Annotated in this window: 20 protein-coding genes; 9 read left to right on the top strand and 11 right to left on the bottom strand. The window is 38.3% G+C overall.

The window, feature by feature from the left end:
- Positions 1 to 102 precede the first annotated feature (102 nt).
- Genes FTV41_RS01395 through FTV41_RS01370 form a run of 6 tightly spaced genes read left to right on the top strand, consistent with a single transcriptional unit; the run spans position 103 to position 4,286 of the window.
- Positions 103 to 321 carry a hypothetical protein gene (locus tag FTV41_RS01395; protein ID WP_034686420.1) on the top strand — a complete coding sequence of 73 codons (219 nt, stop codon included), beginning with the start codon at positions 103 to 105 and terminating at the stop codon, positions 319 to 321.
- Positions 322 to 351: 30 nt separating this feature from the next.
- Complete coding sequence (locus FTV41_RS01390; RefSeq protein ID WP_179995976.1) at positions 352 to 1,227, top strand: lysophospholipid acyltransferase family protein; 876 nt, start codon at positions 352 to 354, stop codon at positions 1,225 to 1,227.
- Positions 1,228 to 1,263: 36 nt separating this feature from the next.
- Positions 1,264 to 1,662: an FdtA/QdtA family cupin domain-containing protein gene (locus FTV41_RS15325; RefSeq protein ID WP_179995975.1), complete on the top strand. Its 399-nt coding sequence runs from the start codon at positions 1,264 to 1,266 to the stop codon at positions 1,660 to 1,662.
- A gap of 3 nt (positions 1,663 to 1,665) precedes the next feature.
- Positions 1,666 to 2,136 (top strand): acyltransferase, encoded by a 471-nt coding sequence (locus FTV41_RS15320; protein WP_179995974.1) that lies wholly within the window; start codon positions 1,666 to 1,668, stop codon positions 2,134 to 2,136.
- Positions 2,129 to 3,244 carry a DegT/DnrJ/EryC1/StrS aminotransferase family protein gene (locus tag FTV41_RS01375; protein WP_179995973.1) on the top strand — a complete coding sequence of 372 codons (1,116 nt, stop codon included), beginning with the start codon at positions 2,129 to 2,131 and terminating at the stop codon, positions 3,242 to 3,244. The genes FTV41_RS15320 and FTV41_RS01375 overlap by 8 nt, the downstream gene beginning before the upstream one ends.
- A complete protein-coding gene (locus FTV41_RS01370; protein WP_179995972.1) occupies positions 3,228 to 4,286 on the top strand; it encodes a glycosyltransferase family A protein in 1,059 nt (352 codons plus the stop codon). The genes FTV41_RS01375 and FTV41_RS01370 overlap by 17 nt, the downstream gene beginning before the upstream one ends.
- Before the next feature lie 18 nt (positions 4,287 to 4,304).
- On the opposite strand, the gene rfbC is transcribed toward FTV41_RS01370, so the two are convergent.
- The 8 genes from rfbC to FTV41_RS01330 all read right to left on the bottom strand — a co-directional run bounded on the left by rfbC (position 4,305) and on the right by FTV41_RS01330 (position 11,296).
- Positions 4,305 to 4,865 (bottom strand): dTDP-4-dehydrorhamnose 3,5-epimerase, encoded by a 561-nt coding sequence (gene rfbC, locus FTV41_RS01365; RefSeq protein WP_179995971.1) that lies wholly within the window; start codon positions 4,863 to 4,865, stop codon positions 4,305 to 4,307.
- The gene (gene rfbA, locus FTV41_RS01360) at positions 4,862 to 5,746 is read right to left on the bottom strand and encodes a glucose-1-phosphate thymidylyltransferase RfbA (RefSeq protein ID WP_179995970.1); all 885 of its coding nucleotides are present in this window, start codon (positions 5,744 to 5,746) and stop codon (positions 4,862 to 4,864) included. The genes rfbC and rfbA overlap by 4 nt, the downstream gene beginning before the upstream one ends.
- A complete protein-coding gene (gene rfbD, locus FTV41_RS01355; protein WP_179995969.1) occupies positions 5,743 to 6,636 on the bottom strand; it encodes a dTDP-4-dehydrorhamnose reductase in 894 nt (297 codons plus the stop codon). Before rfbD ends, rfbA begins: the two co-directional genes overlap by 4 nt.
- Entirely contained in the window at positions 6,636 to 7,700 is a 1,065-nt protein-coding gene (rfbB, locus tag FTV41_RS01350; protein WP_179995968.1) for a dTDP-glucose 4,6-dehydratase, read from the bottom strand. The genes rfbD and rfbB overlap by 1 nt, the downstream gene beginning before the upstream one ends.
- Positions 7,701 to 7,756: 56 nt before the next feature.
- Positions 7,757 to 8,827 carry a hypothetical protein gene (locus FTV41_RS01345; RefSeq protein ID WP_168407034.1) on the bottom strand — a complete coding sequence of 357 codons (1,071 nt, stop codon included), beginning with the start codon at positions 8,825 to 8,827 and terminating at the stop codon, positions 7,757 to 7,759.
- 119 nt (positions 8,828 to 8,946) lie between these two features.
- A complete protein-coding gene (locus FTV41_RS01340; RefSeq protein WP_179995967.1) occupies positions 8,947 to 9,762 on the bottom strand; it encodes a glycosyltransferase family 25 protein in 816 nt (271 codons plus the stop codon).
- Between the two features lie 3 nt (positions 9,763 to 9,765).
- Positions 9,766 to 10,509: a hypothetical protein gene (locus FTV41_RS01335; RefSeq protein WP_179995966.1), complete on the bottom strand. Its 744-nt coding sequence runs from the start codon at positions 10,507 to 10,509 to the stop codon at positions 9,766 to 9,768.
- Between the two features lie 16 nt (positions 10,510 to 10,525).
- Positions 10,526 to 11,296 (bottom strand): glycosyltransferase, encoded by a 771-nt coding sequence (locus tag FTV41_RS01330; protein WP_179990006.1) that lies wholly within the window; start codon positions 11,294 to 11,296, stop codon positions 10,526 to 10,528.
- A 193-nt stretch (positions 11,297 to 11,489) separates the two neighbouring features.
- Here FTV41_RS01330 and FTV41_RS01325 point away from each other — a divergent pair, with 193 nt between their 5' ends.
- A complete protein-coding gene (locus tag FTV41_RS01325; RefSeq protein WP_179990008.1) occupies positions 11,490 to 12,659 on the top strand; it encodes a nucleotide sugar dehydrogenase in 1,170 nt (389 codons plus the stop codon).
- A 221-nt stretch (positions 12,660 to 12,880) separates the two neighbouring features.
- Here the strand turns inward: FTV41_RS01325 and ilvC are convergent, their stop codons facing one another.
- The 3 genes from ilvC to FTV41_RS01310 all read right to left on the bottom strand — a co-directional run bounded on the left by ilvC (position 12,881) and on the right by FTV41_RS01310 (position 16,240).
- Positions 12,881 to 13,897: a ketol-acid reductoisomerase gene (ilvC, locus tag FTV41_RS01320; protein WP_004974988.1), complete on the bottom strand. Its 1,017-nt coding sequence runs from the start codon at positions 13,895 to 13,897 to the stop codon at positions 12,881 to 12,883.
- 127 nt (positions 13,898 to 14,024) lie between these two features.
- Entirely contained in the window at positions 14,025 to 14,516 is a 492-nt protein-coding gene (ilvN, locus tag FTV41_RS01315) for an acetolactate synthase small subunit (protein ID WP_004974986.1), read from the bottom strand.
- Complete coding sequence (locus FTV41_RS01310) at positions 14,513 to 16,240, bottom strand: acetolactate synthase 3 large subunit (protein WP_096902629.1); 1,728 nt, start codon at positions 16,238 to 16,240, stop codon at positions 14,513 to 14,515. The genes ilvN and FTV41_RS01310 overlap by 4 nt, the downstream gene beginning before the upstream one ends.
- A gap of 730 nt (positions 16,241 to 16,970) precedes the next feature.
- On the opposite strand from FTV41_RS01310, the gene FTV41_RS01305 reads away from it, so the two are divergent.
- Both FTV41_RS01305 and leuS read left to right on the top strand, forming a co-directional pair.
- On the top strand, positions 16,971 to 17,342 hold the full coding sequence (locus FTV41_RS01305; protein WP_373682945.1) for a DUF4124 domain-containing protein: 372 nt from the start codon (positions 16,971 to 16,973) through the stop codon (positions 17,340 to 17,342).
- Between the two features lie 130 nt (positions 17,343 to 17,472).
- On the top strand, positions 17,473 to 20,094 hold the full coding sequence (gene leuS / locus FTV41_RS01300) for a leucine--tRNA ligase (RefSeq protein WP_179995965.1): 2,622 nt from the start codon (positions 17,473 to 17,475) through the stop codon (positions 20,092 to 20,094).
- The last annotated feature ends 33 nt before the right edge of the window (positions 20,095 to 20,127 follow it).

Raw genomic sequence — 20,127 nt, 5'->3', positions numbered from 1 at the left:
TGAGAAGAACCCTGCAAATTTGCAGGGTTTTTTATGAATTGAGATAAAGCTAAGCTAGTGGCATAATAGCGCTTCGTTTTGAATTTTTAGTTGAGCGTTACTATGGCTATGCGTCCTGCAGTTCGTAATCGTGGCATTATGCTAATTGTATTTGCTGTCGCTCAATGGTTATTCATGCGTTATATTCTGGCCAATAATCTGTTTGCCTTAGACACCAATGACCGTATTTTGTACTTTAGCTTAAGTTCTATTGGCGGTGCATTTGTGATTTTTGTGGGGCTGATTTATATGGTGTTGGCAGGGAATGCGGATAAACAATAATTTCTATATATAGCACTCAGATTTCTATTTATGTATGCTTTGCTGAAGAATTTTTCTCGTCTTCCGTTAAGAATCATTCAATCTATGGCAAAAGCTGTAGGTTCCCTGCTGTATTATTCAAACTCTTCCGCAAGAACCACAACCGAAATCAATTTAAAATCGGCTTATCCCGAACTTACAGATGTGGAAAGACAAAGCCTAACTAAAAAAAGTCTTAAGAGTCAGTGCATGACGTATACGGAATCTGTAAAAATTTGGGGCTCATCTACAGAATATGCCCTCTCGTTGATTCAGGATATTCATGGTGCTGATTTATTTTTAAAAGCTTTAGAAAACCCAAATGGCACTTTGGCTGTTGTTCCTCATTTTGGAACTTGGGAATTACTAAATGTTTGGGTAAATCAACACACTGCACCTGTCATTATGTATAAACCCAGCAAAAATAAAGATTTAGATCGTTTTATGTTAGAGGCTCGTCAGCGTTTGAATGCAACTTTAGTCCCTACCGATGATACAGGTGTACGTGCTCTATTTAAGCATTTGAAGCAAGGTGGTTTTTCTGCAATTTTACCTGATCATGTACCTAAAGAGTCTGGAGGAATTTACTCTCCGTTTTATGGTCAAAATGCATTATCCTCAACTTTGCTTTCTAAGCTAGCCGCAAAAACCCAATGTTCCGTGATCGGGTTAAGTTGTTTAAGACGTGATGATTTATCGGGTTATGATATCTATGTAACTGAATTATCAGCTGATATTTTATCTAAAGATTTACAACTGTCAGTAGATACCTTAAACAAAGAAATGGAGCGCATGATTAATTACGCTCCGGAGCAGTATTTGTGGGGGTATAAGCGGTTTAGGAAGATTGAGGGAGGAAAAAATACTTTTTACCTTACAACCACCTAAATATATTTTTATTCCTCTGTTTAAATATGGAATCATATGCAAATCAAACTTATTCCTTTACAAACCCATGGTGATGACCGCGGGGCTTTAATTGCTCTAGAGCAAGATAAAAATATTCCTTTTCCAATCAAACGCGTATATTACATTTTTAACACAAAAGAAGGTGTAATAAGAGGCTTTCATGCACATAAAGAGCTAAAACAAGTTGCTATAGCTGTAAAAGGGTCTTGTCGATTTCTTTTAGATGATGGAAATGAAAAAGTATCGATTCTTTTAGATAATGCAGCACAAGGTTTACTAATTGAGTCTTGCATATGGCGAGAAATGTCAGATTTTTCTGAGGACTGTGTCCTAATGGTTCTAGCGGATAATTTTTATAACGAAAATGATTATATTCGTGACTATGAAGAATTTTTAAAAACTATTAAAGGATAAATAATGAGTTTCTTTATTCATCCATTAAGTGATGTAAGCACAAAAAATATTGGAGAAAATACACGAATATGGCAATTTTCAGTTATTTTAGAACAATCAATAATTGGTGAAAATTGCAACATTTGTGCTCATACATTAATTGAAAATGATGTTGTTATTGGAAATAATGTCACTATCAAATCTGGAGTCTTTCTTTGGGATGGTATTCGTATAGAAGATGATGTATTCATTGGTCCTAATGCTACTTTTACTAATGATAAAAAACCCAAATCAAAACATTATCCTGATCACTTTTTATCAACACTTGTAGAGAAAGGAGCTTCTATTGGAGCTAATGCCACTATCTTGCCAGGCTTGAAAATTGGGCGATATAGCTTGATTGGTGCTGGCGCTGTAGTAACAAAAGATGTACCTGCTTTTTCCATTGTAGCAGGTAATCCTGCAAAAATTATAGGATACGTACAAGGTGATTAACTTTCTGGATTTAAAAACAATTAATGCAGAACATCGTGAAGAATTAATTAATGCTTGCACACGTGTTATAGATTCTGGTTGGTATATTGGTGGTAAAGAGTTAGAGAGTTTTGAAAACAACTTTGCTAATTATTGTGGCACACAGTTCGCTGTAGGTGTAGCAAACGGCTTAGATGCACTAATTCTTACATTACGTGCATGGAAAGAGTTAGGTAAACTTCAAGATGGTGATGAGGTTATTGTTCCATCAAATACTTATATTGCTAGTATTCTTGCTATTACAGCTAATAACTTAATGCCTGTATTGGTCGAACCCGATATTAATACCTATAATATTGACCCTGTTAAAATTAAACAAGCAATCTCAACTAGAACTCGTGCCATTTTACCTGTACATTTATATGGGCAACTTGCAGATATGCCAAAAATTATGCAAATTGCCAAACAGCATAATCTATTAGTTTTAGAAGATTCAGCACAAAGCCATGGTGCACAACTACAAGGGAAAAAAGCAGGTAACTGGGGAACTGCATCTGGCTTTAGTTTTTATCCTGGGAAAAACTTAGGTGCATTAGGTGATGCGGGTGCGGTTACGACCAATGATGCTGAATTGGCTAACATGTTAAAAGCATTGCGTAATTATGGGTCGCATGAAAAGTATAAAAATTTAGTTCCTGGTGTGAATAGCCGACTAGACGAAATCCAGGCAGCAATGCTAGATGTCAAGCTAAAATATCTAGACCATGAAATAAATCATAGACGCTACATTGCTAACCTATATTTAAATGGAATCAAAAATCCTTTAATTCAACTTCCTTTAAGCAATGTTAATGCTGAATCGTATACACAGCATGTTTGGCATTTATTTGTAATCCGCTCCAATAAACGTGATGAATTACAAAGCTATTTATTAGATCACGGTATTCAAACATTAATTCATTATCCAATCCCCCCTCACAAACAACAAGCATATAAAGAATGGAATAATATATGTTTACCTATTTCGGAATTAATACATAGCGAGGTCTTAAGCTTACCAATTGGACCAACTTTAACCCTTAATGAAACACTACGAATTATTGAGTATATAAATGCCTTCCATAAATAAAAGTCTTTTGTCAATTTGTTGTTTAGGATTTAATCATGCAGATTTTATCAAAGACAATCTAGACTCAATTCTCAATATTCATTATGAAAATATTGAAGTTATAGTTATTGATGATGGATCTAGTGATGACAGTATCAAAGTTTTAGAGGATATAAAAGAAACTTATCCTCTTCCATTAAAAATCATTAGTCAACATAATACTGGAAATATTGGTCTAAACTTTAATAATGCCATTAGAGAATCTAAGGGGGATTTAATTACATTTATATCTCTTGATGATGTATTTCACTCAAAGGTTATGTTACAGCAAATAAATGAGTTAAATAGCAAATCAAATCTCGCATTTATAGCTTCTAGTAAAGCACTCTCAATTAATCACTTAGGATATGTTGATGAAACTCGCCCAGGTGAGTTACAACTAAGTAAAATTAAAAACCCTCAAATCGAAGATTTAATCCGTCTAGAATATGAGCAATTGGGAGCCTTTTATCTACAAGGATCAATATTTAGAAAATCTATAATTGACTCAATTCATGGTTTTGATATCGACATGACTGGTGATGACATAGTTTTAAGAATAAAACTGTTTAACTACTTAAAAATACATTCTGATTGGTCTTTTAAAATAATTAACAATAATAATATTTTTTACCGTCTTCACGACAACAATATTCATAAAAATTCAGCTAGACAAATTAAAATTGTAACTGAAGTTTGGGAAAGATATTGGCCAAACAAGGAAATCCCTCCTTTGTTAGTTAATTGGGTCTGCGGTTACGTAAAGAATGCCAATTTTGAACAAATTATTCGCCTATTTACTACAAACAAAAAATCTATAGAAATGTTAGACAATATTAGAGTTCAAACTTCTATAAAAAAGTCTATTCGCAATGATTTTATTACATCTTTCACTAAATTTATATTTCATCGTGAAAGATTAAATGAATTTAAAAGAGTTATAACTTTATTTTCATTTATACAATTTAGTTATATCAAAAGTAAAAAAAGGCCAACTAACAACATTCACTTCACAAAATATTAGTTTAAAAAGCCTTTATTCTTAAAGGCTTTTTTTATCAAAATACTGTGAACATCTATCTTTTTCACTCACCACAACTTTACCTACTTGGTCTAATGGCCACTGAATGTTCAGGGTTGGATCATTCCAAATAATAGCACCTTCACTTTCTTTATGATAATAATTAGTCGTTTTATAAAGAAACTGAGTATTATCTTCTAGTGCAATAAATCCATGTGCAAACCCTTCAGGAATCCAAAACATCGTTTTATTTTCTGCACTCAACTCAATCCCAACCCATTCACCATAAGTTTCTGAATTAGGGCGAATATCTACAGCGACATCCCAGGCTCTACCTTGTACTACACGAACTAATTTACCTTGAGAATATGGATGTTTTTGATAATGCAGGCCACGTAATACCCCTTTTTGAGATAGTGAGTGATTATCCTGCACAAAAGTTGGAACTGCTAAATTCAATCCTTCAAATACAGATTCAAAACGTTGCTGATTAAAACTTTCCATAAACCAACCACGTTCATCTCCAAAAACTTGGGGATGAAGAATCAGTAGACCCTCGAGTTTAGTTGTTTCTACCTTCACTTTGCTTCATCCAATAATTTAAATAAGTATTGGCCATAATCTGTTTTCTTCAATGCTTCAGCACTTTCTTTGAGCTGTTCTTTAGAAATCCAACCTTGCTGAAAGCCAATTTCCTCCAAACAAGCCACTTTTAATGATTGACGTTTTTCAACCGTGTACACAAACTGGCCCGCTTCAAGTAGCGACTCATGTGTTCCAGTATCTAACCATGCAAAACCACGCCCAAGCAATTCAACATTAAGTGAACCATCTTTTAAATAGGCATTATTAATATCGGTTATTTCTAATTCACCACGTGCAGACGGTTTTACCTGTTTAGCAAACTCTACTACGCGATTATCATAGAAATATAAACCAGTCACAGCATAAGGTGATTTTGGTTGAGTTGGTTTTTCCTCAATACTCAGCACCCTACCAGTTGAATCAAATTCCACTACACCAAAACGTTCTGGATCAGTAACATGATAACCAAAAACTGTTGCACCACTTTCAAGGTCATTGGCTGCATGCAGTTGCTTGCCAAAACTTTGTCCATAATAAATATTATCCCCCAAGATTAAGCAAACATGATCATCACCAATAAACTCTTCACCAATTAAAAAAGCCTGCGCTAAACCATCTGGTGAGGGCTGTACCTTGTAGCTTAATTCAATGCCAAATTGTGAACCATCACCCAGCAACTTCTCAAAATTAGGCAAATCTTCTGGAGTTGAAATAATCAGAACTTCACGAATACCTGCTAACATCAGAACAGATAACGGATAATAAATCATTGGCTTATCATAAATTGGCAAGAGTTGCTTAGATACACCTTTAGTGATTGGATGCAAACGGGTTCCTGAACCACCTGCCAATATAATACCTTTACGCTTTATACTCATTTCTGAAGTACCTCTGTTACAGTTCTTTGTACATGTACTTTCCAGTCTGGCAAATAAATTTGAAAAGCATGTTGAATTTTTTGATTATTTAATCGTGAATTAAGTGGACGTTGTGCGGGTGTCGGATACGCTGTTGTAGGTATTGGTTTAACTTTCTGAATAGCTAAATGTACACCTAATTTTCTTGCTTGCTCAAATATATATTGTGCGTACTCAAACCATGATGTTTCCCCACCAGCAACCAAATGGTAAATACCAATTTTAGTCTGATCACGCAATGTCTGCACAATAGCATGAGCACTCACATCAGCAATGAGCTCTGCTGACGTCGGAGCACCAATTTGATCATTAATAACAGATAACTCTTCGCGCTGCTGAGCCAAAGTAAGCATTGTTTTTAAAAAATTTTTACCTTTTTGAGCAAAAACCCATGATGTCCGGAATATTAAAAAATTGCATTGAGCATTTTTAATAGCCTGCTCACCTAAAGCCTTTGTTTTACCATATACATTCAAGGGTTTCAGTGCATCTGTTTCATTAAATATGGATGTACCTTCACCATCAAAAACATAATCTGTCGAATAATGCACTAAAAGTGCCTTAATTTGAGCACAAGCCTCAGCTATCTTCCCTACCGCCACATGATTAATGAGATTAGCCATATCTTGTTCTGTTTCAGCCAAATCTACAGCAGTATAAGCACTCGCATTCACAACAACATTTGGCGCTATTTCCAAAATAGTTTTATAGATTTGATCAGGGTTACTTAAATCACCACACCATTGACTTAAACCATTTCGATCAAGTGAAATCACCTCACCCAGTGGCGCAAGAGAGCGCTGAAGCTCCCAACCAACTTGTCCATTTTTCCCAAGCAATAAGATTTTCATTACTTAGCCTTGTATTGCTTTTCCAACCAAGCTTGATATTCCCCACTTTGAATATGAGCAACCCATTCTTGATTATTTAAATACCATTCTACTGTTTTTCGAATACCAGTTTCGAACGTTTCCAAAGGGACCCACCCCAGTTCATTTTTAATCTTTGTAGCATCAATTGCATAACGTAAATCATGTCCAGGACGGTCTTTTACAAAAGTAATCAGTGACTCATAAGCTTGACCGTTGGCTTGTGGCTTTAACTCATCCAAAATTTTGCAGATAGTTTTGACCACTTCAATATTCTGCTTTTCGTTATGACCACCAATATTGTAAGTTTCCCCCACAACACCCTCAGTGACCACTTTATATAAAGCACGTGCATGATCTTCTACAAATAACCAATCCCGAATTTGCTGACCATTACCATATACAGGCAAAGGTTTAGCATCTAATGCATTTAGAATCACCAATGGAATTAACTTTTCAGGAAAATGATATGGGCCATAGTTGTTCGAGCAGTTAGTTACAATTACAGGTAGACCATAGGTCCTATGCCAAGCACGCACTAAATGATCCGAACTGGCTTTAGATGCAGAATATGGAGAGCTTGGTGAGTATGAAGTAGTTTCAGTAAATAGATCTGTAGTACCTTCAAGATCACCATAAACCTCATCTGTTGAAATATGATGAAAGCGAAAATTTTGTTGAGCTTCAGCATTAAGATTCATCCAATACTTTCGAGCGGCTTCTAATAAAGTATAGGTTCCAACTATATTAGTTTGAATAAATGCTGTTGGACCATCAATTGAACGATCTACATGTGACTCAGCAGCAAGATGCATCACCACATCCGGCTGGAAGCCTTCAAATAATTGATCTAATGCCACGCGATTACAAATATCAGTTTGGGAAAACTGATATTTTTCACTATTCGAAATTTCCTCTAAAGATTCAAGGTTTCCAGCATAAGTAAGCTTATCAACATTCAAAACTTGGTGTTCTGTGTTTTGTATAATGTGACGAATTACCGCTGATCCAATAAAGCCAGCACCGCCAGTAACAATAATATTCACGTTCAATCCTTCAATAATTTATATCTGAGGTCATTCTGGTACACTCAATGCCGACATCAAAGCACACATGGTTCATTTAATATTGGCTTTATCTGAGGCAAATCAATTGGAATATAATCTCCCATATCTAAAACATATCGAATCCAATTACCAAAGTGATATTTACGTGCAATTTCATCAATTGCCGTATTATAAGGTAGTGCTAAAAAGCTTTCCAACGCTGCATTATCTTTGCCATCCCACACTAAAATATTATCAGGGTGATAAAAATCATAATGCACAATTGATACATTGTTTGTAATCAGTTTCTTTTTAAAAAACAGTGCTTCAAACGTTCTGAAAGATAGACCTGTATGCGCACTAATCACTAAATCAATCAAAATATCAGCTTGCTGTACATTGACCAAATTATCATTGAACTCAATTTTTTCTTTAATCTTAGTAATCGGCAAATCATTGTATGCACTGGCTGGTGCGTGATTAATAAAACACTTCACCACAACATCGTAGTTAGTCAAATCTCCCACTAACTGCTCAACTGCCTGTTGCCGACTTGAATTATGATACCCGACAAAATAGACGATAGGCCGTCGATCATCTGACAATTTTTTTTCATTGATCAATACATCATCCAAACAAAAATTCGTGATGGGTAAAATACGTGCATTGTAATTGTCTTGATAATCTTGCGGATCAAACACAAAGAAGCGATCAAATAGCTTAATATGGCTTAAAACATTTGGAAAGCGATTTAAACCATCCCATTGATAGCCAACGAAGGTTTTGTGTGTACGTGCTTTCAGCAAGGCCAACACACCTTCACTAAACATGTCTGGGCGAATTACCAAGGTATAATCAGTATACCCCCCCCATGCCTTAAGCTGCTGATCTATATATTGGGTGTTGATTGCGTCACGTAAAGTTATTTTATAGGAAGTATCTTTATAAATTGTTTTACGATAACCCTTATAAACACGTGAAAATAAATTTGGATATTTAAATGGTTCAGGTGACACCATTTGGTCAAAGTATAATACTTCAAAACCATGATGTACCAAACTCTTCGAGATCAAGTAGCTAAACCCTAAATGATCTGGCATGGCTAAAATAATTCTAGGTTTTGACATATTAATTTCTCAAAATAACACTCAGGTTGTTGCATAACTATATATGCATGATCTTTAGCCATTTAAAGCATGCTCTTGCATACACTCATATTTTAAAAGTTAAATCACCAACCTCACATTTATTCAACCTTAAATTTATCCTGATCTAAACGAATATCACGCTTTTTTGCTTTCCACATGACCTGAACATAACGAATCGCCATTGCTAATTGCCCCATTAAGCGTCTTTTTTTAAAGCTTAACTTTTCTACTATAGATTTATACTCGGGTTTAAAATGCTCTGAGCGCCCTATCACAGATTCAAACTGTTCATGTGCTACTAAACCATATATTGGCATTTGATCTTCTTGAATAAGTGCCGCCGGCTCAATTTGATAAGCATTTAATTCATACGTACTAAAAATAAAAGCATCTGCTGTTGCTGGTGCAACTCTTTTTGTCTTATCTAATAGTTTCTTTGCGCCTGTTGGAAAGAGAATATAGCCACCTGTACCAGTTCGCTCTTGAAATAACTCAAATAAATTATATTTAAGTTCCTTTGAACTATAAACGGGCATTTTTCCGATTATTTTTTTTCGGCTTCTGACCTCGAGATTAATTAAATCTGGCTGATGATTATTAAAACTCGCGTCTAACTCCTTTAATATTTTTTGTATATCCGCCACTAATATCGCATCATCTTCCAAAATTAAAGCTGCCGTATTACTCTGACTAACCATTTCCCACGCTTTTTTATGGCTCAAAAAACAAGCCAACTCAACCTTCTTTAGAGGTCTCTGCCATCCAAAGCCTTGTGCTTCATATTGAGCATCAGAAATATCATGAATAGATACTGCTTCCAAAAAAGTATATTCTAGTTTCAAACACTCTAACTGCTTTACTTGAAACTCACGTCTATCTTTTGACTGTGGCAAATTGATAACAAAAACATTCATAAATCACCACCAGCGTGTTCGCTCACGCGTATGTCGTTGCTTAAAACGTGAATACACATTGTCATTCTCATTACGTTGTACACGGTCAAAAATCTCAATCACAATTTGCCCAAGTGGATGAATTTCACAGACCTGTTCCAAACGCCAGCGCATATTTCGCAGGGTATCATCAGTACCTACCGCAAATGCAGAGGTCCCATCAAACAAGGCATAACGCTGATGCTGTAAATACTGCTGATGTTTTGGATTCTCCGTTATGGATTGATCACACAAAAAGCGCTCTGTTTCTTGCAACTTGAGTGTGTTAATTAAAACCACAGCATTCATTAACGTTGCCTTTAAACAGGCATCTTCATCAAAATCAATAAAAGTATCGCAGGCAGAAATCAGCCAGCGAATATTTAAGGAACGCAACAGGAAATCTCGTTCAGCCAGCCATAAAGCCTTAAATTTTGCATAATTATTTTGGCTATCGACTTCACGGCGAATCAGCACAATCAAACTGGCATGATAATGATTCAGTTGAGGCTGCCCGACAAATTCCTGTTTCAATTGCTCGATATGCTCGTTTAAATCTTTTGCTGAGCCATGTGTATACGTTAACTCAGTGCCTTCAATTCTTATCGTCTTTAGTTTATCCAGATCTACATCATTGAATTGTGCATATACTTTATCTGCACCAAAGCGGCGTTGATGACGACTGAATGAAAACCATTGCTCAAACTTACTTTTCTTTCTTACAGGCATAAGTATTCTCTAAAGCTTACTGCCAAGCCTCTTTAATCCAATCCGATGGTAATACATAACGATACCATTTCCCCCCACCACCATGAATTGCATCAGGCGGGTTAATTTCACCATGGAAGATAATAATTTTTACACCATCTGGCTTTACAGGTGGCTTAAAATAAGCCATCGGAATTTTTTGCAAACAATGATATTTATAACTTTTGCACCAACTGTCTGGCCAGTAAGTTAACTTTTTCTCTTGATCCACATACCAAGATAAATATGCTTGCTCATTACGGAACTTTTGACGAATTTCATCAAAATGTTCACGAAAATATGGCAATAAACCAGGAAATGCCCCCAACTTAAAACGATATACTGAACTGTTACCCGTAATACGCCACGGACGCTTCCAGTCATGAATAATCAAAAAGTCACCTGGATGGGTAAAGAAACTATCAATATTATCAACAATCACCACATCTAGGTCTAAAAACAGGGCATTGCCTGTTAAGCCATATAAATCTGGCTCAAAGGTCGAAAGCTTGTTCCAACCACGTTCAGGTGCGCCCTCAGGCAATGCAAGTGGCGGAATCGGGAAACATTCTACATTTGAATCAATACCTTCAGTACGATCCGTCAAACACACCATTTTAAAATCGACTGTGGTATGTCGCTTCACCATATTATAAAGACGATTCACATACTCAGACCCGTATTTTGTGCCCCATTTCATACAGATCACAACATTCTGCTCAGTCAAATTATCTACCTGAGCCTTTAGGTCATTTTGATTCATGTTCATGCATCCATTATCCACCCGTGCAATTTCAATATCATACCATTAACACGGCATAACTGAGATGCTTGCTTTTCATTTCTGCACAGTTTAACGCAAATCTTTCATAGAAATATAAACTTCACCAAACCGTCATCGAGCTTGAATAATTTTTCACCACATTAAAGGCATATAAAATCTACAAAAATCTATATTAAATATGAAAATTGCGATTGCAGGTACAGGTTACGTCGGTTTATCTAATGCCATGATTTTTGCTCAACATCATCAGGTCGTGGCTTATGATCTCTTAGAAGAAAAAGTTAAATTACTTAATCAAAAAATATCTCCTATTCGTGATCCTGAAATTTCTGAGTTTTTAACAAAATCAGAATTAAATTTTCAAGCCACACATTGCAAAGTCGATGCCTATCAGCATGCAGATTTTGTGATTATCGCTACGCCTACTGACTACGACCCAGATACCAATTACTTCAATACGCAAAGTGTTGAAGCAGTCATTCAGGATGTATTGGCTATTAATCCTTTGGCAACCATGGTGATCAAATCCACTGTACCTGTAGGCTTTACCCAGCAGATTAAGAAAAAATATCACACTGGAAATATTATTTTTTCGCCTGAATTCTTACGTGAAGGCAAAGCCCTACATGACAATCTCTACCCATCACGGATTATCGTAGGTGAAAAATCTGAACGTGCAAAACAATTTGCCAATATGCTTATAGAAGGCGCCATCAAAAAGGACTGTCCTATCCTTTTTACAGACTCCACTGAAGCCGAAGCCATCAAGTTATTTGCTAACACCTTCTTGGCCATGCGTGTTGCCTACTTCAATGAATTGGACACTTATGCCCAAATTTATAATCTAGACACGCGACAAATTATTGATGGTGTATGTTTAGACTCACGTATTGGTCAGTTTTACAACAATCCATCCTTTGGTTATGGCGGATACTGCCTCCCTAAAGACACCAAACAACTGCTTGCAAATTATGCGCAAGTTCCTAGCAACTTGATTAAAGCAGTAGTAGACGCCAACCAAACCCGTCAAGAATTTATTGCAGAATCCATTCGTAAGCGTGAACCCAAAGTAGTCGGAATTTATAGACTTACTATGAAAAGCGGTTCAGATAATTTTCGTGCCTCGGCAATACAAGGCGTTATGCAATATCTCAAAGCTTACGGGATTAAAGTAATTATTTATGAACCGGGGCTACAGCAGAAAAAATTTCTCAACTCTAAAATCATTCATGATTTAGCCGAGTTTAAACAACGTGCCGATTTAATTGTCTGTAACCGTAAATGTTCATTGTTGCAAGATGTACAAAATAAGGTTTATACGCGTGATGTATTTGGAATGGATGATTAAGAACACTCATACAACTCATCCCTCAGCACACGAATTTTAAATATAAGGTACGCTCCAGCAATTACTCCCCCCATAAAAAAGCCCTTATATAAAATAAGGGCTTTTCAAGATAAAGATTAAATTAAAACTTAGTTCTTTTCTTTATCTACAATCTTGTTCGCTTGGATCCAAGGTACGAAAGAAAAGTAAAGCACTGCTTTACTTTTCTTAAGGCACGTAACTTAGTTCTTTTCTTTATCTACAATCTTGTTTGCTTGAATCCAAGGCATCATTGCACGTAACTTGTTACCAGTTACTTCGATACCATGTGCAGCGTTTTGACGACGACGTGCAGTCATAGATGGATAGTTCAACGCACCTTCTTGGATGAACATCTTCGCATATTCACCAGATTGAATACGTTTAAGCGCATTACGCATTGCTTCACGAGACTGTTCGTTAATCACTTCAGTACCAGTGACATATTCACCATATTCAGCGTTGTTAGAAACTGAATAGTTCATGTCTGCGATACCGCCTTCGAACATCAAGTCAACGATCAATTTAAGTTCGTGTAAGCACTCGAAGTAAGCCATTTCTGGCGCATAACCAGCTTCAACCAAAGTTTCGAAGCCCATTTTAACCAATTCAACAGCACCACCACAAAGAACCGCTTGCTCACCAAATAAGTCAGTTTCAGTTTCTTCACGGAAAGAAGTTTCGATGATACCAGTACGACCACCACCCACGCCTGAAGCGTAAGAAAGTGCAACATTACGCGCGTTACCAGAAGCATCTTGGTGAATCGCGATAAGATCAGGAACACCTGAACCACGTTGGAATTCAGAACGTACAGTGTGACCAGGTGCTTTAGGTGCAACCATGATTACATCTAAGTCTGCACGTGGAACAACTTGGTTATAAAGTACAGAGAAGCCGTGAGCAAATGCTAAAGTTGCGCCTTGCTTGATGTTTGGCTCAATCACGTCACGATAAAGTTGTGATTGGAACTCATCTGGAGTCAAAATCATAACTAAGTCAGCTTGAGCAACAGCAGCAGGAACTTCAGAAACTTTAAGACCCGAATTTTCAGCTTTTTTCCAAGAAGCAGAACCAGCACGTAAACCTACAGTTACGTCTACGCCAGAATCTTTAAGGTTAAGCGCGTGCGCGTGACCTTGTGAACCGTAACCAATGATCGCTACTTTCTTAGATTGAATGATAGATAAGTCGCAGTCTTTATCGTAAAAAATTTGCATTGCTGTCTCCGCTAAAATGCTTTGGATTCCTATCTTACTCAAGTACTTGTCTATTCAGTACTTGAGTAAGCTCTCCATCCTTTGAGATGGAATGAATTCGATGAGTAAAATTAACTATGAAATTTAGTTAAATGGTTAAAACTTTTTCGCCGCGTGCGATACCTGACACACCTGAACGCACAACTTCTAAAATGGTGTTTTCAGCAATCGCGTCAATAAAACCATCTAGTTTTTCAGTTGTACCCGCAAGCTGCACCGTATAAGTCGTTGGTGTGACATCCACAATTTGACCACGGAAGATGTCTGCTGTGCGTTTAATTTCGGCACGTGCAGCACCTGACGCTTTTACTTTAATCAGCATCAATTCACGCTCAATATGTGGACCTTCTGACAGGTCGACCACTTTAACCACTTCAACCAATTTATTCAGTTGTTTGGTGATTTGCTCAATTTTATGATCATCACCATAAGTTGTAAGCGTTAAACGTGAAAGTGTTGGGTCTTCGGTTGGTGCAACGTTTAAAGTCTCAATGTTATAACCACGTTGAGAGAATAAACCCACTAAACGAGAAAGCGCACCTGATTCGTTTTCAACGAGAACGGAAATAATGTGTCTCATTCTGTGCGCTCCCCTTTACCTAACCACATATCTTTCATGGATTGACCCGCAATTTGCATCGGATAAACGTGCTCTGTACGGTCAACCATTACGTTAATGAATACGCATTTGTCATTAATCGCCATCGCTTCTGCAAGCTTAGACTCAAGCTCATCGGCATGGTTAATTTGAATACCAACGTGACCATAAGCTTCCATCAATTTAGGGAAGTCAGGCAATGAGTCAACATAAGAACTTGAGTGACGACCTTCATAGTTCATATCTTGCCATTGTTTAACCATACCTAAAGCTTGGTTATTCAAGCATAAGATCTTAACGTTTAAACCATATTGCTTACAGGTAGAAAGCTCTTGGATACACATCTGAATCGATGCTTCACCCGTGATACATACAACCTGTTGATCTGGATAAGCCAGTTTAGCCGCCATAGCATACGGTAAACCTACACCCATAGTACCTAGACCACCAGAGTTCAACCATTGACGTGGACGCTTGTACTTATAGTAGTTCGCGCCAAACATTTGGTGCTGACCTACGTCAGAAGTAATGATCGCATCACCATTGGTCACTTTGTCTAAAGCTTCAACTACTTGTTGCGGCTTCATCGTGCCATCGGTTGGTTTGTCATATTTCAAACCATGAACTTTACGCCATTCATTGATCTGATTCCACCATGCAGCAATCGCTTCAGGGTTTGGCTTGGACACATTTAATTGCTTCAATTGAACCAACATTTCCTGAAGTACAGGTTCAACCGCACCTACAATTGGAATGTGTGCCATGATGGTTTTTGAAATTGTCGCAGGGTCAATGTCAATATGAATGACTTTGGCATTTGGACAGAATTTTGCAGGGTTATTGGTTACACGATCATCAAAACGTGCACCAATACACAAAATCACATCGGCATTGTGCATGGTCATGTTGGCTTCATACGTACCATGCATGCCCAACATACCAATAAATTGTGGATCATTACCCGGGAACGCGCCCAAGCCCATTAATGTATTGGTTACAGGGAAGCCCAAGATGTGTGCAAGTTCAGTCAATTGCTCAGAAGCATTGCCTTGTACAACACCACCGCCTGAATAAATCACAGGACGTTTGGCATTTAATAGCTCATCAATTGCTTTGCGAATTTGACCTGAGTGACCACGATGCGGTGGTTGATACGAACGCATCTTCACTTTTTCTGGGTATTCGTAAGCAAATTTTTCTGCTGGGTTGGTTGCATCCTTAGGAATATCAACCACCACAGGACCAGGACGACCTGAAGATGCAATATAGAATGCCTTCTTAATCACTGAAGGAATTTCGCTTGCATGACGCACTTGGAAACTGTGTTTTACAATCGGACGTGAAATACCCACCATATCGGTTTCTTGGAAGGCATCTTCACCAATTAAGTGTGTTGCAACCTGACCAGACAAAATCACCATTGGGATTGAGTCCATATAAGCCGTTGCAATTGGAGTTACCGTGTTGGTTGCACCTGGACCTGAAGTCACCAGTACCACACCTGTTTTACCTGTTACGCGCGAGTAGGCATCTGCCATATGACCAGCAGCTTGCTCATGGCGCACAAGGTAATGATTAATTTTGTCTTGTTGAAAGAACGCATCGTAAATATGAAGTACTGCGCCGCCTGGGTATCCAAAAACATGTTCAACGCCTTCGTCCGCCAATGCGCGAACGAGCATTTCACCACCAGATAAAAGTTCCAACGTGATTCACCCTAGTCTTGTCACTGCAAAATGGGAGACACCTGCAGTGTTTTGTTCATTAATTCCTGCACTGTTATAGCACACATATTTCATAGTTTTCATGGCAATAGGAAAAATTTCTGATCTGATTACCGTATAAGCAATATGAGATCTAAAATGTGTTGGGGTAAACACATTTTATAAGCTTTGTTCAGCTTCTCGGCTAGAGAAGTTGCCCATTGCATGACATGACACTTATTCGAAGGGTGATCGATCTAAGGCACATAAAACTAAAGTGTGCATTTTTGTAGTTTACCCGACTAAAGTCAAGTTTAAAAATCGGCTTTTTCTGCTTTATTTATAAACTGGGTATTTTTTACGCTTTGTGTCATCCATCACAATTTAATCCCAAGTCCAATATTTCCATATAAAACAAATAACTTTCAGATATTTGCTGAATTTTTTATAATTTTTTCATATCACATACATAAAAATAAAGAATGAATTAAAAAATATATAAATCGCTTGGTTATGATTCAGCAACGCATTTCAGCTTATTTTAACTTGCAAATAGACAAGCCAATGCTCCAATTTTGAATAGGCACTATTGCAGATAAAAATCATCGAAAAATTGTCAATAAATCCTAGCTTCATGGGGAATTATTGCTAAAATTTAGCCAACATGATTTTTTGTAATTGGTTTTCTGCCATTTACCCTTTTTGCTCAGGACTTCCAAACATGAAAACGCCAATGATCCGCTTGAGTTGTCTTTCTGCAAGCTTGATTTTAATTTTTGCCACTAGCTCAGTTTCTGCAAAACAATATTACAAGTGGGTCGATGCAAATGGTTCAACCCATTACACCACGACACCGCCGCCAAAAACTGCCAAGAAAAAAGGCAAAGTCGATACCTATGGCTGGAGAAATTCAGCACCAACCGTTGCCACTCCTGCAAATCCTGCTGACAACCCTGCACCTACTGCTGCAAATACAACAAACCAACATGCGACACCTACCACAAATCATCCTGCAGGAAATCCAGCTATGGATCAGCAACAACGTGAAGCCAATGCAGCTTTAAATCAGGCACAACAAGAACGTGCCAACCCACAAGTTTTTTAAGTTTTAAGCCATAAAGTACGACTCGCTTAAATTTTCCTGCACAATCCAACGCGCAAAATTCAATTTAGCTGCATTTTGCGCTATGCTGTGTGACACACTTTTTTTAACCGTTTATTCCTGATTTAACCTTATGACTACTCACATTGACCCTGAATATCAAGCCAGTGCGATTGAACCCCAAGTCCAAAGCGACTGGGAATCTCGCAAAGCCTTTAAAGTTGCCGACACAGTCGAAGGTCCACATCGTTATATCCTCTCGATGTTCCCTTACCCAAGCGGCAAACTGCACATGGGTCACGTGCGTAACTACACCATTGGTGATGTAATTAGCCGTTTTCACCGTTTAAAAGGTGAAACCGTCTTACAACCTATGGGTTGGGATGCTTTTGGTTTACCTGCAGAAAACGCAGCGATTGCGCATCAGGTTGCCCCAGCTAAATGGACTTTTGAAAATATCGCCTACATGCGCGACCAATTGAAAAAACTAGGTTTGGCAATAGATTGGGATCGTGAATTTGCCACTTGTACTCCAGAGTATTACCACTGGGAACAATGGTTATTCGTGCAACTGTATAAAAAAGGGTTAATTTATCGCAAACTCTCGACAGTCAACTGGGATCCTGTCGATCAAACAGTTTTGGCCAATGAACAGGTCGAAAATGGCCGTGGTTGGCGTTCAGGTGCATTGGTAGAAAAACGCGATATTCCAATGTACTACTTCCGCATTACCGATTATGCCCAAGAATTATTAGACGATTTAGAAACTTTAAAAGATGGCTGGCCACAGCAAGTCTTGACCATGCAACGCAACTGGATTGGGCGTTCGCAAGGGATGGAAATCACATTCCCATCGGCAAATCCTGAAATTTATGCAGATGGTCTGACTGTATTTACAACGCGTGCTGACACGTTAATGGGTGCAACTTATGTGGCTGTTGCTGCAGAACATCCAATGGCGTTAAAAGCAGCAGAAAACAATGCACAATTAAAAGCCTTTATTGAAGAATGCCGCATGGGTTCTGTGGCAGAAGCTGACCTTGCCACTGCCGAGAAAAAAGGTATGGCGACTGGCTTATTTGTGAAGCATCCAGTAACGGGTAAAGAATTGCCAGTGTGGATTGCCAACTATGTGTTGATGTCTTACGGTTCTGGTGCGGTGATGGCTGTACCTTCACACGATGAGCGTGATTTTGAGTTTGCCAATAAATTCCAATTGCCAATTATTCAGGTGATTGATGCCAAAGGTGCAGACGATGCGGACTTTGACACAACCCAATGGCAAGAATGGTACGGTTCTAAAGAAGGTAAACTGGTCAATTCAGGCGAATTTGATGGTTTAGATTTCCAAGCGGCTTTTGATGCACTTTTAGCGAAATTAGAGCCACAAGGCTTAGCCAATGTAAAAGTACAATTCCGTTTACGTGACTGGGGTGTTTCACGCCAACGTTACTGGGGCTGCCCAATTCCGATGATCAACTGTGAAAAATGTGGACAAGTTCCAGTTCCAGAAGATCAGCTTCCTGTCATTTTACCTACCGATGTTGTGCCAGATGGCTCAGGCAACCCGTTAAATAAAATGCCTGAATTCTATCAAACTACTTGCCCATGCTGTGGTGGCGAAGCACGTCGTGAAACCGATACCTTAGATACTTTTGTAGAATCATCTTGGTATTATGCACGTTATGCATCTCCAGATTTTACAGGTGGTATGGTCAAGCCTGAAGCTGCGCAAACTTGGTTGCCAGTTAATCAATATATTGGTGGTGTAGAACACGCCATCTTGCACTTATTGTACGCGCGTTTCTTTCACAAACTTATGCGTGATGAAGGCGTGGTACAAGGCAATGAGCCATTTACCAACTTGCTGACTCAAGGCATGGTCTTGGCTGACACCTTCTACCGCGAAGCAGAAAGCGGCAAGAAAACTTGGTTTAACCCTGCCGATATTGAGCTTGAAAAAGACGAAAAAGGTCGCGTTCTTTCGGCTAAATACATAGGCGATGGTCAAGCTGTGATTGTTGGTGGTCAGGAAAAAATGTCGAAATCGAAAAATAACGGTATCGACCCACAAGCCATTATTGACCAATACGGCGCAGATACTGCACGTGTATTTATGATGTTCGCTGCACCACCAGATCAGTCTTTAGAATGGTCAGATGCAGGCGTTGAAGGTGCGAACCGCTTCTTAAAACGTGTTTGGCGTTTGGCGGCAGGTTTCCTTGAAAAAGGCAGCAATGCAACTGCAATTGACAGCAGCAAACTTGCTACAGCAGCACAAGACTTACGTCGCAAAACCCATGAAACCATTCAAAAAGTGGGCGATGATATTGAGCGTCGTCATGCGTTCAACACTGCAATTGCAGCATTGATGGAACTCTTGAATGCTTGCAACAAGTTTGAAGCGCAGAACGAACAAGACCTTGCGGTTGAACGTGAAGCAATTGTGACGTTATTGACCTTGCTTGCGCCATTTGCACCACACTTGAGCCAAACCTTATTGGTAGAGTTCGGAATTGAATTAACCTCCACCCTATTCCCTGTGGTCGATGAGTCTGCATTAACCCGCAATACTCAAACGATTGTGGTGCAGGTAAATGGTAAATTACGTGGCAAGCTTGATGTAGCAGTAGATGCATCTAAAGAAGACATTCTTGCACTTGCCAAAGCCTTACCTGAAGTACAACCATTCTTGACTGGGCCAACCAAGAAAGAAATTGTGGTACCGAATAAGTTAGTGAATTTGGTGGTTTAAGTGCTTTTAAACCTCCCTTTTTTAAAGGGAGGT

The sequence above is a fragment of the Acinetobacter sp. YH16051 genome, from assembly GCF_013417135.1.
In the GTDB taxonomy this organism is placed as follows: Bacteria; Pseudomonadota; Gammaproteobacteria; order Pseudomonadales; family Moraxellaceae; genus Acinetobacter; species Acinetobacter towneri.
This window is presented reverse-complemented; position numbering and strand designations above follow the sequence as displayed.

Coding starts and splice junctions, on each gene's coding strand:
- FTV41_RS01395 (WP_034686420.1), top strand. CDS start 103: ATGGCTATGCGTCCTGCAGTTCGTAATCGTGGCATTATGCTAATTGTA.
- FTV41_RS01390 (WP_179995976.1), top strand. CDS start 352: ATGTATGCTTTGCTGAAGAATTTTTCTCGTCTTCCGTTAAGAATCATT.
- FTV41_RS15325 (WP_179995975.1), top strand. CDS start 1,264: ATGCAAATCAAACTTATTCCTTTACAAACCCATGGTGATGACCGCGGG.
- FTV41_RS15320 (WP_179995974.1), top strand. CDS start 1,666: ATGAGTTTCTTTATTCATCCATTAAGTGATGTAAGCACAAAAAATATT.
- FTV41_RS01370 (WP_179995972.1), top strand. CDS start 3,228: ATGCCTTCCATAAATAAAAGTCTTTTGTCAATTTGTTGTTTAGGATTT.
- rfbA (WP_179995970.1), bottom strand. CDS start 5,746: ATGAGTATAAAGCGTAAAGGTATTATATTGGCAGGTGGTTCAGGAACC.
- rfbD (WP_179995969.1), bottom strand. CDS start 6,636: ATGAAAATCTTATTGCTTGGGAAAAATGGACAAGTTGGTTGGGAGCTT.
- FTV41_RS01345 (WP_168407034.1), bottom strand. CDS start 8,827: ATGTCAAAACCTAGAATTATTTTAGCCATGCCAGATCATTTAGGGTTT.
- FTV41_RS01340 (WP_179995967.1), bottom strand. CDS start 9,762: ATGAATGTTTTTGTTATCAATTTGCCACAGTCAAAAGATAGACGTGAG.
- FTV41_RS01335 (WP_179995966.1), bottom strand. CDS start 10,509: ATGCCTGTAAGAAAGAAAAGTAAGTTTGAGCAATGGTTTTCATTCAGT.
- FTV41_RS01330 (WP_179990006.1), bottom strand. CDS start 11,296: ATGAACATGAATCAAAATGACCTAAAGGCTCAGGTAGATAATTTGACT.
- FTV41_RS01325 (WP_179990008.1), top strand. CDS start 11,490: ATGAAAATTGCGATTGCAGGTACAGGTTACGTCGGTTTATCTAATGCC.
- ilvC (WP_004974988.1), bottom strand. CDS start 13,897: ATGCAAATTTTTTACGATAAAGACTGCGACTTATCTATCATTCAATCT.
- ilvN (WP_004974986.1), bottom strand. CDS start 14,516: ATGAGACACATTATTTCCGTTCTCGTTGAAAACGAATCAGGTGCGCTT.
- FTV41_RS01305 (WP_373682945.1), top strand. CDS start 16,971: ATGATCCGCTTGAGTTGTCTTTCTGCAAGCTTGATTTTAATTTTTGCC.
- leuS (WP_179995965.1), top strand. CDS start 17,473: ATGACTACTCACATTGACCCTGAATATCAAGCCAGTGCGATTGAACCC.